We start from the raw sequence: 15,096 nt of genomic DNA on the forward strand, positions 1-15,096 counted from the left end.
TAAAGGCGGGAATCCAGGCTTTTTTTGTCATGCTAAACTTGTTTAGCATTCTAAATTAAATCCCTCATTACATTCGGGATAGCCTAGATTGCCGCGTCGGCACTTTGTGCCTCCTCGCAATGACGATTCTAGTATCCACGCAACAACGCTGGCTTGCTAACTAGGTCCAGAAAAGGCACCAAAAAGGACTGGATGCCGTGGTCAAGCCGGCGTTGTTGCATGGATACCCAAACCGTCATGGCGAGGCGCCTTTTGGCGCCGTGGCCATCTAAGTATAAACATATTTTTATACTAAACTTGTTTAGTATTCTAATTAAATCCCTCATATATTCGGGATAGCCTGGATGGCCACAGCCACTTCGTGGCTTCGCCATGACGGATTTTTATTAATTTTTCGATCCATGCAACAACGCTGGTCAAGCCACGGCATTACAAACATTGTTATATTAATTCCCTTCCATATCCAGCCATTTACTGCAACATAATTTTGCCAAATTCCGTACCCTCAAAATGTACGAAGCGCGCTCGGTGACACTAATTACGCCGCGAGCATTTAACAAATTAAATAAATGGCTTGCTTGCATGCAATAATCATAAGCCGGCAGCGGCAAATTCTCTTTAATTAATGCCACGCATTGCTCTTCGCAATCAGCAAAGTGCCGCAGTAACATCTCGCTATCGGCTAGCTCTAAATTAAACTTTGAAAATTGCTTTTCCGCTTCAAAATCTACTTCACCGTATTTTAAGGCTTTCTCGCCCGTTTGACCGTTCCAGTCAAGATTTTTTACTTCATCAATGCCTTGAATATAAAGAGCTAGCCGCTCTAATCCGTAAGTAATTTCTCCTGCCACCGGGCGGCACTCAATTCCGCCTACTTGCTGCATATAGGTAAATTGCGAGACTTCCATACCGTTACACCATACTTCCCAACCGAGACCCGACGCGCCGATAGTCGGCGATTCCCAATCATCTTCAACAAAGCGAATATCATGTTTACTTAAATCGATCCCCAACTGCTCTAGGCTCTTTAAATATAGCTCTTGAATATTATCGGGCGAGGGTTTTAAGATAACTTGAAACTGGTAGTAATGCTGCATTCTGTTAGGGTGCATTGCATAACGACTATCACCGGGACGCCTTGAGGGCTGCACATACGCCACAAACCACGGCTTCGGTCCCAACGAACGCAATACGGTTGCCGGATGGAATGTACCCGCCCCGACATGCGCATCATAGGGCTGCAAAATCGCACAACCGTAATCCTGCCAATAATTTTGCAAAGTTAGGATAATTTGTTGAAAAGATAGTTTTTTCATAAAATATTAATGTGTTTGACTTGGTATTTATGTTCTATGTCATTCCTGCGAAGGCAAGAATCCGGCCTTTTCTTTTGTCATACCGTGGCTTGACCCACTACTGTACGAACGTTGAAAAAAGGCTGTGTCATGCCGTGACTTGATCACGGCATCCAGTCTTTTTATTAAGGTTTTTTCTGGATGCCGTGATCAAGTCACGGCATGACGGTAACGCATTTAAATATCCACCTTCTCCCACGAGCCGCTTTGGTTTTGTTTATAGCAATCAATTAGTTTTTCTGCAACGGTTAGTTTATTGATCGATAAAAGTAAGATTTGCAAATCAACAGGTAAGTCATAAATTATAATTATTCTTTGAAAGCGGGTAATATATTCTTTATCCTGTAAAATTTTCTCTATATCACTAGGCGAAATAATTAATAAAACGCTAGCGTCATTAGGGTTTTGTAGCTCATCGGTAATATATATCGGCTGCTTTTCAGGCATTGGGTCAAGCTTGCTGCCGTGCGGGATAAATTGCCTTCTCGAATATGTCCAGAGTGTTTTATTCAACAATTCTTGCTGTTCGCTATCCGCTACTAAAACAACACTTTTAAGATTACCGTGATAGCATTTCTCTACCAACAGAATTATTGCTTTCAGTAGCAACTCCTGAGTCGTTTGATAAATACTAAATTGCTGCATAAAATATTTCCTAAGATGATTTAGCTTTTTGCATATCTAATATCGCTTGTTTTCGAGCTTTTGCTTCGGAGTCATTTGGGTCTAGCTCTAATACTTTGTTATAGGATTCAACGGCTAGATCGTATTTGCCTAATTCTTCCAATGTTATGCCTTTATTAAAATATGCATCGGGTTCTTTAGGATTTAACTCAATTGCTTTATTGCATGACTCAAGAGCTAATTCATACCTGCCAAGCCCAAGCAATATTGCTCCTCTATTATTGTAAGCCTTAAAATCACTAGGATTTAATTTAATTGCTTTATTGAATGACTCTAGTGCTAATTCATATTTTTCTAAATCAAATAAAATAATTCCTTTATTATAATAAGCATCAAAATCATCAGGAGCTAATTCTAGTACTTTGTTATATGATTCAACGGCACGCTCATATTTGCCTAATTCTTGTAATGTGATCGCTCGCTTAAAATACCCTCTAGGATTATTAGGATTTAACTCAATAACTTTATCAAATGCCTCAAGAGCTAAATCATGCTTATTTAACTGATTTAAAATTAGTCCTTTATTGTAATATGCTTCAAAATTCTCAGAATCTAATTCCATTGCTTTATCAAGAGTTTTAAGAGCTAGCTGATGCTTTTCAAGTACATATAAAATGCTAGCTTTTTCAAAATATGTATCTGCTTCATCCGGGTCTAGCTGTATTGCTTTATCAAAAGCTTCAATAGCAAGCTCAAATTCTCCTAACTCTTTTAATAATTTACCTTTATCAAAATATGCTTCAGCATCATTCGGATTTAGCTTTATTGCTTCGTCATATGCTGCTAGTTCTTTTTCGTATTCGCTCATAACCGGTTGAGGTTTATTATTAAAAAATGAAAGAGAAGGCAAATAATTACGAAAACATAAACCCACAATAAGAATAATTAAAGTGCCGGTAATTAGGTATTTGTATGACATATAAATATTTATTATTTTAATTATAATAATAAAAAAACTAAATATTGAAAGGATAATATGAGGAGTTGAGAATTTTATTAATCAAAATACAATAGTGGCTATTTATAATTTACACTTTATAAATAGTTCGATTTGTCTATAATGGTTTAATATAACTAAATAGGTCGCTAAACCTTCAATGAATAAATCTAAATTCATTTTTTTATCTGCTATTTCAGGTAATGTACTGGAATATTATGATTTTACGGTATATTCAGTTTTTTCACCGATTATTGGACGTGTGTTTTTTCCCGGAGAATCGGAATTTGTCGGGATTCTCTTAAGTCTTGGGGTGTTTGCCGTCGGATTTTTAACTAGACCTATAGGGGGGATAGTCTTTGGCTATATCGGCGATAGATACGGCAGGCGTATTGCTTTGATAATCTCGATGCTAGGTATGACAGTCCCCACCTTTATTATGGGCTTAATTCCCTCGTACGAGAGTATAGGGGTTTACGCCCCGGTAACATTAATTATTATGCGCCTTATACAAGGTTTATGCATTAGCGGCGAAGGCACAGGCGCGGCCATTTTCATCCTTGAACATCGGCAAAATTTAAGACCGGGTTTTACGGCCGGCTTAGTCCACGGCTCTAATATCGCCGGTACTTTAATCGCAACATTTATCGGTATTATTATTGAGCGATATTTTTCTTATATCGATTTTGCTTGGCGCTTCGCTTTCCTGCTTGGCGGTTTTATGGGACTTGCAGGGTTTTATTTACGTTTACGCGTAGCGGAAACACCGATTTTTATCATGCTGGAGAAGAAGAAAAAAGTCCTAAAAGCCCCTTTTTCAAACGTGGTAAGAACTGCTTGGAAGTCGATGTTTATCACTATTTGCGTAGCAGCTATCGCTAGCAGCATTATGTATTTAGTGAAAACCTATATAAATGTTTTCTATCATAACGTTATGCATTACGACAATACGCTAGCCTTATCGTATTTAGCCTACTCTTCTTTTGTTGCGATGGTGGCGATGCCGCTTGCCGGTGGCACTGCCGACATTATCGGTAAATTTAGGATGCTAGTTCTTGCAAGTATTGCTATTTTAATATTAATTTTACCGACCATGCTGTTTATGTCATCGGAAAAATTATGGCAACAAATTGCCGCACTTACGGTTCTCGGTACGCTAGCCGGAACAATAGCGGGTACGGCTTATATATTCGTTATCTCGCTATTTACGCCGGAACAAAAATTTTCCGGCGTTGCTTTTAGTTATAATTTCGGGGTGGCGATATTCGGCGGGACTTCGCCGATTATTTCCCGATGGCTTGTCGAAAAAACGGAGTTATTTTATGCCCCTGCTTTTTATATCATGATTATTGCGAGTATATTTTTGATAATTATGTATTTGATGAGGAATATCGTTAGGCGAAACCTTCGATGATACTACTCACTATTCAATGTCATTCCTGCGAGGTATTGTTGCGTGGATAGGTTAAGCGGGTTCTATGTCATTCCCGTGAAAACGGGAATCCAGACTTGTCATGCTGAACTTGTTTCAGCATCTCTTATAGTAGATCCTGAAATAAATTCAGGATGACTATAATTTTTCTGGATTCCCGCCTGCGCGGGAATGACATCGAGGATATGCAATAATTCGTAATTCAAATAACAAATATATGACCTTACAAAATAGAGAAGTAACAAGCCAGTGGTTTACAGATTTGCGTAATCAAATATGCACTGAATTTGAAAAAATTGAACAAGAATATGCAATGGGGGGAAATATAGAGCCTGCTAAATTTATACGATCGCCTTGGGAAAGAACAGGCGGAGGCGGCGGGGTTATGTCCGTCATGAAGGGTGAAGTTTTTGAAAAAGTAGGGGTTAATATTTCTACTGTTTTCGGTGAGTTCTCAAAGGAATTTCGAGAACAAATCCCGGGAACGGAAAAGAGCGGAGAGTTTTTTGCTACGGGTATCTCCGTTGTTGCTCATCTTAAATCTCCTTTAGTGCCGGCAATGCATTTTAATACTCGTTATATAGAAACGTCTAATCATTGGTTTGGCGGCGGCGGGGATTTAACGCCTTTTTACCCTGAAAAGCTTGAGACGGCAAAATTCCATCAAGCTTTTAAAGAGGCTTGCGATAGGCATGATAAAGATTATTACCCTAAGTTTAAAAAACAATGCGATGAATATTTTTACTTAAAGCATCGGAAAGAAGCAAGAGGTATCGGCGGGATATTTTTTGATTATTTAAATAGCGGCAATTTCGATAATGATTTTTCTTTTACCCAAGATGTCGGCAAGGCTTTATTGTCGGTATATCCTGAAATTGTCAGGAAAAAAATGTTTTTGCCTTGGTCGATAGAGCAGAAAGAATACCAGCTTATAAGACGCGGTAGATATGTGGAATTTAATTTATTATATGATCGCGGAACTAAATTCGGCTTAATGACCGACGGAAATGTTGAGGCGATATTAATGTCCCTACCGCCGGAAGTACGCTGGCCTTAATTTTACATAAAAATATATTAACCCCAAAACATAACTTGACTATTTGCTGATTTAGTTTTATTCTGCTTCTTTTTAGAATAATATTTAAATAATATCCTGATTTAAGGTTTGTAATAATGGCCAAAAAAAATAAAAATATTTTAGTGAAGCTGGTAAGTACCGCAGGTACCGGAGTTTTTTGGGTAAAAAAACGTAACCCGAAAACTCTAACCGAAAAGCTTTCTTTTCGTAAATATGATAAAGTAGTTAGAAAACATGTTGTTTTCAAAGAAGAAAAAATAAAATAGTATTTATTAGAGTATATATGGCAGTAAAAATCCGTTTAGCTAGAGGTGGAGCAAAAAAACGTCCTTATTATAGAGTGGTGGTAGCGAATGTAACGGCACCGCGTGACGGCAATTTTTTAGAAAAAGTCGGTACTTATAACCCGATGCTTGCAAGAGAAGATGCAAGCCGTGTAGTTTTAAAGTTAGACCGTATAGAATATTGGTTAGGTACAGGCGCACAGCCTACCGAACGTGTCGCTAGATTTATCGAAGAAGCCGGCGTTGCTCTTCCTACTTCAATTAAGAAAAAAATAGAAATTAAGGCAAAGGCTCAAAAGCCTAAACCTAGTAAAAAAGAAGCTAAGAAGGCGTAAATTTAAGGAATAAAGCTCGTAATTACGGTAGGCAATGGGCGTTGTTGCATGGCTCAAAAAATTAATACCAAAAACCCGTCATTGCGAGAAGGGAAGCGTGTTGTTGCATGGCTCGATCTTATCCCGTCATTGCGAGGAGATGCGTAGCATCGACGTGGCAATCTAAGAAAAAATAGCAAAAAATGCTATGGAAATTATTATTTTCTAGATTGCCGTACTCCTTCCAGTCGCGACGTTGTTGCATGGCTCGATAAAAGCAGCAGTATGTCATTCCCGCGCAGGCGGGAATGACATCAAAAATTCCCGCCATGCAACAACGCCGGAGGGACGAAGTCTAGAGCGGCAATCCAGGAAAAATAGTCATCCTGAATTTATTTCAGGATCTATTACAAAGATGCTGAAACGAGTTCAGCATGACGAATATTAGATTGCCACGGCGGCACTACGTCCCGCCTCGCAATGACGATTCCGGTATCCACGAATACCCCTAGCTTTGTTGCATGGATACCCCAAACGCATTGCGAGCGACCAAAGGGAGCGCGGCAATCTAGGAAAAAAGTCATCCTGAATTTATTTCAGGATCTATTACAAAGATGCTGAAACGAGTTCAGCATGACGAATATTAGATTGCCACGTCGGGACTACGTCCCTCCTCGCAATGACGATTCCGATATCCACGAATACCCCTAGCTTTGTTGCATGGATACCCCAAACGTCATTGCGAGCGACCAAAGGGAGCGCGGCAATCTAGAAAATAATAAGTTTCATAGCATTTTTTGCTATTTTTTCTCTGGATTGCCACGTCGGGACTACGTCCCTCCTCGCAATGACGGTGCTTTTTTATAAGGATTTCGAGCCATGCAACAACGCTAATACCCCTTCACAATGACAAGTTTTTCTCTTGTCATATCCTTCTACAAAACTGTAGATATTCATGCCGGATTAGCTCAGTGGTAGAGCAACCGCCTTGTAAGCGGTAGGTCATCAGTTCAAATCCGATATCCGGCACCATGCACAAAGAATTTACAAAAATCAATAACTTATACACTGCTATATTTTTATCTTTCCGTGATACCTCTCATAGCTATAAGTCATGCTTTAACTCCAAGCGGCGTTGTTGCATGGCTCGATCTTACCCCGTCATTGCGAGGAGATGCTAGCTATCTCCGTGGCAATCTAAGAAAAAATAGCAAAAAATGCTATGGAAATTATTATTTTCTAGATTGCCGTGCTCCTTGCTCCTTCCAGTCGCGACGTTGTTGCATGGCTCGAATTTTCGATGTCATTCCCGTGAAAACGGGAACCCAGCCTTGCTTATGTCATGCTGAACTTGTTTCAGCATCTATTAAAAGATATCCTGAAATAAATTCAGGATGACTTAAAAGTGTTTTTTCTAGATTCCCGCTTTTAGCTAGAATGACATACTGCTGCTTTTATCGAGCCATGCAACAACGCCTCCAGTCGCTCGCAATGACGATTCCGTCCGTGATTTTAGCTAAATATTTGCATAAGTCAACTTAATTTTCAAAAAAACTTACAATTATATTATAAATAAGCATATTCTATTTTTAGTAGCATTATTACGTCGGTATTTACTCATAATTTTTTATTTTTTAAACCATTTACTTTTGTAAAAAAAAACGTTATGTTATATCAGATAATGATAACATACATAAGGAGGCTTACTATGCGAACTATTATTGACATTCCCGATACACAAATTAAAATTTTAGATCAATTATCTCAAAAAAAGAAAATATCAAGAGCACAAATTGTAAGGCAAGCCGTAACCAATTATATTACTGATTATACCGAAAGCAAAAAAAGTTATGAATCTGCCTTTGGTATTTGGAAAGATAAGAAATTAGACAGTTTAACATATCAATCTAAATTACGAGATGAATGGAAAAAATGAAAGCAGTATTTGATACTAATATATTAATAGATTATTTGCTAGGTAAATTACCCGCAAGTAATGAACTCAAGCAATATAAAAATCCACAAATCAGTATAATCACTAAAATGGAAATACTAGTCGGTACATCAGAAGATACGGAAGAAATTACAAAGAAATTTCTAGATAATTTTACCGTAATTAGTTTAAATGAAGAAATTGCAGAAATTGCCGTAGCTATTAGAAAAGAATATAAAATTAAGTTACCTGATGCTATAATATGGGCAACCGCTAAGTATAATAATAGTTTATTAATCACTAGAAATATAAAAGATTTTCCTATTCACGCCTCGGATATAAAAATTCCATATAATATATAATTTCTCTAATTTTAACCCTGATTTAAAATAATAATTTATAATTTAATTAAGAATTAAATAGACTTTAATTATAAAATAGGAAATGATTATTAAATAATAATCATTCAATAAGAGGTTAGAATATGTTAATAAATACTTCTTGCGCCCCTGTTACTTCCATTGCAAGCTTACTATCTTCAATAGGAGCAATAAATTGGGGGCTTATCGGTATCTTTGATTTTAATTTAGTAACGTATTTACTCGGCTCAATGACCGGCGTTACAAAAATACTTTATATCCTTATCGGTCTAAGCGGGTTGTATTCATTCCTTTGCTTAGGTAGATTTTTATGTAAACCAACCGCCCAGGAGATTAAGTAGTTGTAAAACAATTGTCATTCCTGCGAAGGCGCATGAATGGCAACTTAAGAGATCGTCATTGCGAGGAGGCACAAAGTGCCGACGTGGCAATCCAGGAAAAAATAGAAAAAAATGTTATGAAACTTATTATTTTCTAAATTGCCGCGCTCTTTCCAGTCGCGGCGTTGTTGCGTGGCTCGAATTTTCGATGTCATTCCCGTGAAAACGGGAACCCAGCCTTGCTTATGTCATGCTGAACTTGTTTCAGCATCTATTAAAAGATATCCTGAAATAAATTCAGGATGACTTAAAAGTGTTTTTTCTGGATTCCCGCTTTCGCGGGAATGACATACGGCACTTTTTCGATGTCATTCCCGTGAAAACGAGAACCCAGCCTTGCTTATGTCATGCTGAACTTGTTTCAGCATCTATTAAAAGATATCCTGAAATAAATTCAGGATGACTTAAAAGTGTTTTTTCTGGATTCCCGCTTTCGCGGGAATGACATACGGCACTTTTTTCGAGCCACGCAACAAGGCTTCCAGTCGCTCGCAATGACGATTCCGGTAGCCATGCAACAACGCCTGTGCCACGCGGGAATGATATCCTAAATAATTACGCTAGCTTCACCCTTTTAATTTCTCTTTCAACAACTGATTCACCAGTGACGGATTTGCTTTTCCTTCTGTTTTTTTCATCACTTGACCGACAAAGAAACCGAGTAATTTATCTTTACCGCTTCTATATGATTCAACAGAGTCCATATTGTCAGCTAATATTTCATCTATTATAGAAGTAAGTATATTTGCATCCGATACTTGTACTAAGCCTTGCTCTTCTATTATTTTTTCTGCCGCCTGCCCGCTTGCAAACATAACTTCAAAAACCGTTTTGGCGATTTTTCCGGAAATAACGTCATCTTCTATTAGCTTAATTAATTTAGCAAAATTTTCCGGCATAATTTTACATTCATTGATACTAATCGATGCTTTATTTAACTGCCCAAATAATTCACTCGTCAACCAATTAGCAAGAATCTTAGGGCTACATAAATTGGCAGCTATCTCAAAATAATTAGCGACCGACTCATCGGCAACGATTACTTCGGCATCATATTTGCTTAAACCGAACTTGTTGATATATTTCTCAATTTTCTGATCCGGAAGCTCCGGTAAGTCGGCAGCTAATTTATCTATTAATTCTTGCGATATAATAACCGGTAACAAATCAGGATCGGGGAAATATCTGTAATCATGCGACTCTTCTTTTAATCGCATTGTTCTTGTCTCACCGCTATCAGCGTTAAATAAACGTGTTTCTTGAATTACGCTCTCACCGCCTTCAATTAGCTTTACTTGCCTTGCCGCTTCAAACTCAATAGCTTTGATAATATTACGAATTGAATTGATATTTTTAATCTCGCATCTTGTCCCAAGTGGCTCGCCGCTGCGCCTTACCGATATATTAGCATCACAGCGCATGGAACCTTTCTCCATATCGCCGTCGCAGCTACCTATATAACGTAGTAAATTTCTAAGTTTTTTAACAAACTCAGCTGCCTCATCAGGCGATGATAAATCCGGTTCGGTTACTATCTCCATTAAGCCGATCCCTGCCCTGTTTAAATCAATAAAACTATAATAAGGCGATTGATCATGCATTGATTTACCGGCATCTTGCTCCAAATGCAAACGATTAATCCGAACAGTTTTAAGCCCTGCTTCTTCCGTTATAATATCTAGGCTGCCTTCCTGCACTATCGGATAATAAAATTGTGAAATTTGATAGCCTTGCGGTAAATCGGCATAAAAATAATTTTTCCGATCAAATACCGAATAACGGTTAACACGAGCTTTTAACCCAAGACCGGTTTTAATTGCTTGATGCACACAATATTCATTTAATACCGGTAGCATGCCGGGCATTGCGGCATCAATAAAAGAAACTTGTGAATTAGGAGCTGCCGCAAATTTTGTTGAGCTACCGGAAAAAAGTTTTGACTCTGAAGAAATTTGAGCATGAATTTCAAGCCCGATTACATATTCCCATTTACCTGTGTTACCTTTAATAAACCTCTTACGAAACTCTACTTCTTCCGGTAATTTGTACGTCGCACCTAGACTCAAATCCTCACGTACATTAAAGTACGCTGCGGTTTGAGGTGAAGTATCTCCTTCAAATTCCTGAGAATAAGCGAGTTTGGTAAGAGGTTTAATATATGCCATAATTAGAAACCTTCCGGTGTAAAATTGATATTTTTCATGCCTTTTTCAATGGCAGCAGCTACTTTTAAAACATTATATTCATCAAGATGTTTACCGACTATTTGCATACCTAGAGGCAGCCCTCTACTCGATAAAGCAGCCGGAACAGAAACACACGGCAATCCGGCAAGGCTTGCAGGGATGGTAAATAAGTCATTTATATACATAGTGGTAGGGTTATCTTGTTTTTCACCGATTTTAAAGGCCTCTGTCGGTGTAGAAGGTAGCAAAATAGCGTCAACATCCATAAAAGCATTTTTAAAATCATTAAGAACTAACCTACGCACTTTTTGAGCTTTTAAGTAATAAGCATCCATAAAAGCCGAGGACAATACATATGTCCCAATCATAATACGGCGTTTTACCTCGTCGCCGAAGCCGGCTGTTCTAGTCATCTCATACATTTGATCAAGAGTCATGTTTTGCTCGGAAACTCTAAAACCATATCTAACGCCGTCATATCTTGCCAAATTTGAAGAAGCTTCGGCGGGTGCTATTACATAATAAACGGCAACGGCATATTTAGCGTACGGCAGAGAAATATCAACAATTTCGGCACCTTCACTTTTTAATAAGTCAATTGCATTATGCCACATTTTCATAATATCCGGCTCTATTATATTATCTTCCGTAAGATTCAAAGGCACGCCTATTTTCATGTTTTTGATAGAAGCACCGCAAGCAGGAATTAACTTTGGCACTTCAGCTTGAATTGAAGTTGAATCTTTCTCGTCAAATCCCATCATTGCCTCAAGCATCAAAGCACTATCTTCAACGCTTCTGGTAAGAATACCGGCTTGATCAAGAGAGCTGGCAAAAGAAACCATACCGTATCTTGAGCAACGCCCGTAAGTCGGCTTAAAGCCCACAAGACCCGTAAAACTAGCAGGTTGACGTACCGACCCGCCCGTATCGCTACCCAAAGCCGCCATAGCTAAGAATGCGCTCACTGCCGCAGCCGATCCGCCTGATGATCCCCCCGGTACTAAATCGGCATTATCGCCTTTAGCTTTCCAGGGGCTAATAACATTACCGAAATAACTATTAATATTGGCGGAACCCATAGCAAACTCGTCCATATTGGTTTTGCCGAGCATAATCCCGCCTTTATCAAAAATATTTTTCGTAACGGTAGATTCATAATTAGGTATAAAATTACTAAGAATTTTAGAGCAAGCAGTAGTTCGTACACCTTTAGTACAAAGAAGGTCTTTTACGGCAATCGGTATCCCTTCAAGCGGTCTTGCTTCATTTTTACCGTAATTTTGATCGGCGATTTTAGCAGACTGCAAAGCTATATCAAAAGTTTCGGTAACATAAGCATTTAAATTTTTATGCTTTTCTATCTGCTTGATATGAGAATTAACTAATTCTTGACTTGAAAATTCTTTATTTTTTAAACCTTTTAAAGCATTTGCTACGGTTAATTTAGTTAGTTCTGACATAATTTACTCAACGACTTTTGGAACAATAAAATATTTTACTTCACGAGCAAGCTCCGCTTGCTCTCCTGGGACATTATTAAATAACTCATCTAAAATATCTGCAGAGGTTACTTCATCTTTTCTGGTTCTAGCAGTCATATCGCAAACCGAGGTTAAAGGTTTAGCATCTTCGCAATCAATTTCATTTAAGATATCAATCATATCCATAATTTTACTTAACTGATCCGTAAATTCGACTATTTTTTCTCCTTCACATTTTAGCCTTGCCAGCTTCGCTATTTTTTGCACTTCTTCTTGTGTGATCATAATTTTATTATTTTGAGTGGTAGTGGTTTTATCAGCATAATTTATAGTATGTCATACCGCGACTTGTGAGCTATATCCGGGATACAGCCAGTGATACAATATCCCGTAGCTGGCTTTATTGCATGACTCCTTTATTTCATTAAGGCATAAAAGCTAATTAGTTATTTTTTCTAAAACTATCTTATTATCAAAACCACCATTAACTTTCTTTTTTTGTTTTTTAATTTTTAATATATCTTTTAGTTTATAGTCATTAATATTACAGATTGTTTCAAGTACTTCTAATATATCAGCAACTTCTTCCATATACTCATCTTGTAAAAATTCTTCTACTTCTTCTAGTAGTTTATTTTTTAATAATTCTTTATACTCACCTGATTCAGCAATATGAGTAACCGGTATTCTGCATGATTTTAAGATAATTTCTGGAATTAAATCTCTAACTAATTTTGTCATTTTATTTTGTCAGTATAGATTCAATTTATGTCATTCCCGTGAAAGCGGGGCTTTGTTGCATGGATCGAATGTTTCAAAACACTCGGTGTCATACCGTGGCTTGACCACGGTATCCAGTCTTTTACTAAGTTTTTTTCTGGATACCGGGGACAAGCCCCGGTATGACAACTTAGTGCTTTTCAAGAGCCATGCAACAATGCCTTCGCAGGAATGACATCGAGCATCAAACAGTCAATATTTCCTGTTCCTTTTGTTTTACTTGCGCATCTACTTTATTACTAAATTCATCGGTTAATTTCTGTACTTCTTCAGATAAATTATGATGTTCGTCTTTAGCAATGATATTATCTTTTTCCAATTTCTTTAATTCTTCATTCCCGTCTCTTCTGATATTACGCAAAGAAATTTTAGTATTTTCGCCATATTTATGAGCAAGCTTTGCCAGCTCTTTACGGCGCTCTTCCGTTAAACTCGGAATAGCTAACCTAATTAACTGACCGTCGGCGGCAGGAGTTAAACCGAGATTTGCCTCGGTAATTGCTTTCTCTACGGACTTTACCATTTCTTTATCCCAAACTTGCACGACAATTGTCCTTGCATCAGGTGTTGACAAGCTTGATATTTGAGATAATGGCATCCTATCGCCGTAAGCTTCCACTACTACGCTATCGAGTAAGTTAACCGAAGCTCTACCGGTACGTAAGCCTTTAAGTTCATGGTCTAAAACTTTTAAAGCTTTTTCCATTCGTTCTTGTAAATCTTTCTTCAGAGTTGCTTTATCCATAATATTTTATCCGTATATTTAATTCTGATTTGGTATACTGCTTGTAAATGAAAAGTTGTCATACCGTGGCTTGACCCACTACTGTACGAACGTTGAAAAAAGGCTGTGTCATGCCGTGACTTGATCACGGCATCCAGGAAAATAAAGCCATATTAGACTTATTTTAGAATCTTTTTATGATATTATAAGCTGGACTGAAGTGGTCGTAGCCACGGAATGACAGAATTTTCACCTCTTTATTTAAACGTTCGTACACTAGTGGGCTTGACCACGGGGTCCAGAAAAATAAGTCCTGGATACCGTGGTCAAGCCACGGGGTGACAGTCCTCAAATCCTTCATTCACGAGTAGTATATTACCTTTCCTCAATTGTGGTATATTCACCTTTGCCTTGTATTACTTTAGCAAAATTTCCTTGTTCTTTTATAGAAAATACTTTTATAGGTAACTTATTCTCTCTAGCAACCGCAATGGCTGCCATATCCATAACTTGTAGGTTATTAGTTATAACATCTTTATAGCTAATAGTGAAATATTTTTTAGCCGCGGGGTTTTTCTTCGGATCGGAATCATATACACCGTCAACTTGCGTTGCTTTCATTAAAATATCGCAATTCATTTCGATTGCCCGAAGCACTGCCGCGCTATCGGTTGTGCAAAACGGATTACCGGTACCGCCGGCAAAAATTACTACTCGCCCTTTTTCCATATGCCTTTTTGCCCGACGGCGAATATACGGCTCGCATACACTCATCATGGGAATTGCCGATAATACTCTAGTGTATATATTGAGGCTTTCCATGATGTTTTGTAGAGTCAAGGCATTAATGACCGTCCCAAGCATCCCGATATAATCGGCCGAGGCTCTTTCCATCCCGACAAAAGCGGCATTAATACCGCGATAAATATTGCCGCCGCCGACTACAATACAAACTTCTACGCCTAGGTCAATAACCTCTTTTATATCTTCGGCAATTTTTCTTATTACACTATATTCATGACCGAATTGTTTTTCTCCCATCAAGGCCTCGCCTGAAACTTTAAGCAAAACCCGCTTGTATTTTAATGATGTCATATTTCTGAAATTTTTCCTTTTTAGGTTTTTATTTTTTTGATGGCATTGTT

The 15,096-nt window shown here is 38.0% G+C and carries 27 protein-coding genes, 1 tRNA gene and 1 pseudogene; 12 read left to right on the top strand and 17 right to left on the bottom strand.

The genetic code is table 11. The annotated features are described in order from the left end of the window. Positions 1 to 128: 128 nt before the first annotated feature. The 4 genes from AAHM91_RS02655 to AAHM91_RS02670 form a co-directional block, all read right to left on the bottom strand. Positions 129 to 326, bottom strand: coding sequence for a hypothetical protein (locus AAHM91_RS02655; protein ID WP_342269772.1), 198 nt, complete (start codon positions 324 to 326; stop codon positions 129 to 131). Positions 327 to 446: 120 nt separating this feature from the next. Further along, on the bottom strand, positions 447 to 1,316 hold the full coding sequence (locus AAHM91_RS02660) for a glycine--tRNA ligase subunit alpha (RefSeq protein ID WP_253308476.1): 870 nt from the start codon (positions 1,314 to 1,316) through the stop codon (positions 447 to 449). Between the two features lie 216 nt (positions 1,317 to 1,532). Next, positions 1,533 to 2,000 (bottom strand): DNA polymerase III subunit chi, encoded by a 468-nt coding sequence (locus tag AAHM91_RS02665; protein ID WP_342269773.1) that lies wholly within the window; start codon positions 1,998 to 2,000, stop codon positions 1,533 to 1,535. Between the two features lie 10 nt (positions 2,001 to 2,010). Beyond that, entirely contained in the window at positions 2,011 to 2,958 is a 948-nt protein-coding gene (locus tag AAHM91_RS02670; RefSeq protein ID WP_342269774.1) for a tetratricopeptide repeat protein, read from the bottom strand. 178 nt (positions 2,959 to 3,136) lie between these two features. Here AAHM91_RS02670 and AAHM91_RS02675 point away from each other — a divergent pair, with 178 nt between their 5' ends. Further along, a complete protein-coding gene (locus AAHM91_RS02675) occupies positions 3,137 to 4,390 on the top strand; it encodes an MFS transporter (protein ID WP_253308473.1) in 1,254 nt (417 codons plus the stop codon). A 98-nt stretch (positions 4,391 to 4,488) separates the two neighbouring features. On the opposite strand, the gene AAHM91_RS02680 is transcribed toward AAHM91_RS02675, so the two are convergent. Further along, positions 4,489 to 4,614 carry a hypothetical protein gene (locus AAHM91_RS02680; protein WP_342257086.1) on the bottom strand — a complete coding sequence of 42 codons (126 nt, stop codon included), beginning with the start codon at positions 4,612 to 4,614 and terminating at the stop codon, positions 4,489 to 4,491. An 11-nt stretch (positions 4,615 to 4,625) separates the two neighbouring features. Between AAHM91_RS02680 and hemF the strand changes: the two genes are divergently transcribed. The 3 genes from hemF (at position 4,626) to rpsP (ending at position 6,105) form a co-directional block, all read left to right on the top strand. Next, on the top strand, positions 4,626 to 5,465 hold the full coding sequence (hemF, locus tag AAHM91_RS02685; RefSeq protein ID WP_342269775.1) for an oxygen-dependent coproporphyrinogen oxidase: 840 nt from the start codon (positions 4,626 to 4,628) through the stop codon (positions 5,463 to 5,465). A 116-nt stretch (positions 5,466 to 5,581) separates the two neighbouring features. Beyond that, a complete protein-coding gene (gene rpmG / locus AAHM91_RS02690; RefSeq protein ID WP_253308471.1) occupies positions 5,582 to 5,752 on the top strand; it encodes a 50S ribosomal protein L33 in 171 nt (56 codons plus the stop codon). A gap of 17 nt (positions 5,753 to 5,769) precedes the next feature. Further along, positions 5,770 to 6,105 carry a 30S ribosomal protein S16 gene (gene rpsP / locus AAHM91_RS02695; RefSeq protein ID WP_342269776.1) on the top strand — a complete coding sequence of 112 codons (336 nt, stop codon included), beginning with the start codon at positions 5,770 to 5,772 and terminating at the stop codon, positions 6,103 to 6,105. Between the two features lie 118 nt (positions 6,106 to 6,223). Here the strand turns inward: rpsP and AAHM91_RS02700 are convergent, their stop codons facing one another. After that, entirely contained in the window at positions 6,224 to 6,349 is a 126-nt protein-coding gene (locus AAHM91_RS02700; protein WP_342269777.1) for a hypothetical protein, read from the bottom strand. On the opposite strand from AAHM91_RS02700, the gene AAHM91_RS02705 reads away from it, so the two are divergent. Beyond that, a complete protein-coding gene (locus tag AAHM91_RS02705) occupies positions 6,344 to 6,532 on the top strand; it encodes a hypothetical protein (RefSeq protein WP_342269778.1) in 189 nt (62 codons plus the stop codon). The genes AAHM91_RS02700 and AAHM91_RS02705 overlap by 6 nt on opposite strands. Here the strand turns inward: AAHM91_RS02705 and AAHM91_RS02710 are convergent. Continuing rightward, a complete protein-coding gene (locus tag AAHM91_RS02710) occupies positions 6,492 to 6,668 on the bottom strand; it encodes a hypothetical protein (RefSeq protein ID WP_342269779.1) in 177 nt (58 codons plus the stop codon). The two genes, AAHM91_RS02705 and AAHM91_RS02710, sit on opposite strands and share 41 nt — an antisense overlap. Before the next feature lie 136 nt (positions 6,669 to 6,804). Here AAHM91_RS02710 and AAHM91_RS02715 point away from each other — a divergent pair, with 136 nt between their 5' ends. From AAHM91_RS02715 to AAHM91_RS02740, 6 genes are all read left to right on the top strand, one after another. Next, positions 6,805 to 6,951, top strand: coding sequence for a hypothetical protein (locus tag AAHM91_RS02715; RefSeq protein ID WP_342269780.1), 147 nt, complete (start codon positions 6,805 to 6,807; stop codon positions 6,949 to 6,951). A 90-nt stretch (positions 6,952 to 7,041) separates the two neighbouring features. Then, a tRNA-Thr gene (locus tag AAHM91_RS02720) sits at positions 7,042 to 7,116 on the top strand. A gap of 57 nt (positions 7,117 to 7,173) precedes the next feature. Further along, complete coding sequence (locus tag AAHM91_RS02725; protein ID WP_342269781.1) at positions 7,174 to 7,482, top strand: hypothetical protein; 309 nt, start codon at positions 7,174 to 7,176, stop codon at positions 7,480 to 7,482. A 310-nt stretch (positions 7,483 to 7,792) separates the two neighbouring features. Continuing rightward, the gene (locus AAHM91_RS02730) at positions 7,793 to 8,020 is read left to right on the top strand and encodes a ribbon-helix-helix domain-containing protein (RefSeq protein WP_342269782.1); all 228 of its coding nucleotides are present in this window, start codon (positions 7,793 to 7,795) and stop codon (positions 8,018 to 8,020) included. Further along, positions 8,017 to 8,379, top strand: a complete 363-nt coding sequence (locus AAHM91_RS02735) for a type II toxin-antitoxin system VapC family toxin (RefSeq protein WP_253308468.1) — start codon at positions 8,017 to 8,019, stop codon at positions 8,377 to 8,379. Before AAHM91_RS02730 ends, AAHM91_RS02735 begins: the two co-directional genes overlap by 4 nt. A 122-nt stretch (positions 8,380 to 8,501) precedes the next feature. Beyond that, entirely contained in the window at positions 8,502 to 8,738 is a 237-nt protein-coding gene (locus tag AAHM91_RS02740; protein ID WP_342269783.1) for a DUF378 domain-containing protein, read from the top strand. 44 nt (positions 8,739 to 8,782) lie between these two features. Here the strand turns inward: AAHM91_RS02740 and AAHM91_RS02745 are convergent, their stop codons facing one another. Next, a complete protein-coding gene (locus AAHM91_RS02745; protein WP_341793109.1) occupies positions 8,783 to 8,932 on the bottom strand; it encodes a hypothetical protein in 150 nt (49 codons plus the stop codon). Positions 8,933 to 9,030: 98 nt separating this feature from the next. On the opposite strand from AAHM91_RS02745, the gene AAHM91_RS02750 reads away from it, so the two are divergent. Continuing rightward, positions 9,031 to 9,180, top strand: coding sequence for a hypothetical protein (locus AAHM91_RS02750; RefSeq protein WP_342269784.1), 150 nt, complete (start codon positions 9,031 to 9,033; stop codon positions 9,178 to 9,180). 163 nt (positions 9,181 to 9,343) lie between these two features. Here AAHM91_RS02750 and gatB read toward each other — a convergent pair whose 3' ends face one another. The 9 genes and pseudogenes from gatB to pyrH form a co-directional block, all read right to left on the bottom strand. Further along, the gene (gene gatB, locus AAHM91_RS02755) at positions 9,344 to 10,942 is read right to left on the bottom strand and encodes an Asp-tRNA(Asn)/Glu-tRNA(Gln) amidotransferase subunit GatB (RefSeq protein ID WP_342269785.1); all 1,599 of its coding nucleotides are present in this window, start codon (positions 10,940 to 10,942) and stop codon (positions 9,344 to 9,346) included. A gap of 2 nt (positions 10,943 to 10,944) precedes the next feature. Next, positions 10,945 to 12,426, bottom strand: coding sequence for an Asp-tRNA(Asn)/Glu-tRNA(Gln) amidotransferase subunit GatA (gene gatA / locus AAHM91_RS02760; RefSeq protein WP_342269786.1), 1,482 nt, complete (start codon positions 12,424 to 12,426; stop codon positions 10,945 to 10,947). Between the two features lie 3 nt (positions 12,427 to 12,429). Continuing rightward, on the bottom strand, positions 12,430 to 12,732 hold the full coding sequence (gatC, locus tag AAHM91_RS02765) for an Asp-tRNA(Asn)/Glu-tRNA(Gln) amidotransferase subunit GatC (protein ID WP_253308464.1): 303 nt from the start codon (positions 12,730 to 12,732) through the stop codon (positions 12,430 to 12,432). A 294-nt stretch (positions 12,733 to 13,026) separates the two neighbouring features. Beyond that, a pseudogene (locus AAHM91_RS11000) lies at positions 13,027 to 13,188 on the bottom strand (nucleoside triphosphate pyrophosphohydrolase family protein); the annotation flags it as partial. A gap of 30 nt (positions 13,189 to 13,218) precedes the next feature. Next, complete coding sequence (locus AAHM91_RS02775; protein WP_342269787.1) at positions 13,219 to 13,356, bottom strand: palindromic element RPE4 domain-containing protein; 138 nt, start codon at positions 13,354 to 13,356, stop codon at positions 13,219 to 13,221. Positions 13,357 to 13,411: 55 nt separating this feature from the next. Continuing rightward, complete coding sequence (gene frr, locus AAHM91_RS02780; RefSeq protein WP_342269788.1) at positions 13,412 to 13,972, bottom strand: ribosome recycling factor; 561 nt, start codon at positions 13,970 to 13,972, stop codon at positions 13,412 to 13,414. Then, the gene (locus AAHM91_RS02785) at positions 13,954 to 14,100 is read right to left on the bottom strand and encodes a hypothetical protein (RefSeq protein WP_342269789.1); all 147 of its coding nucleotides are present in this window, start codon (positions 14,098 to 14,100) and stop codon (positions 13,954 to 13,956) included. Before AAHM91_RS02785 ends, frr begins: the two co-directional genes overlap by 19 nt. Positions 14,101 to 14,135: 35 nt before the next feature. Then, entirely contained in the window at positions 14,136 to 14,303 is a 168-nt protein-coding gene (locus AAHM91_RS02790) for a hypothetical protein (RefSeq protein ID WP_342269790.1), read from the bottom strand. Between the two features lie 23 nt (positions 14,304 to 14,326). Beyond that, positions 14,327 to 15,046: a UMP kinase gene (gene pyrH, locus AAHM91_RS02795; RefSeq protein ID WP_253308462.1), complete on the bottom strand. Its 720-nt coding sequence runs from the start codon at positions 15,044 to 15,046 to the stop codon at positions 14,327 to 14,329. Between the last annotated feature and the right edge of the window lie 50 nt (positions 15,047 to 15,096).

It is taken from the genome of Rickettsia endosymbiont of Orchestes rusci (genome assembly GCF_964030945.1).
Lineage (GTDB): Bacteria > Pseudomonadota > Alphaproteobacteria > Rickettsiales > Rickettsiaceae > Rickettsia.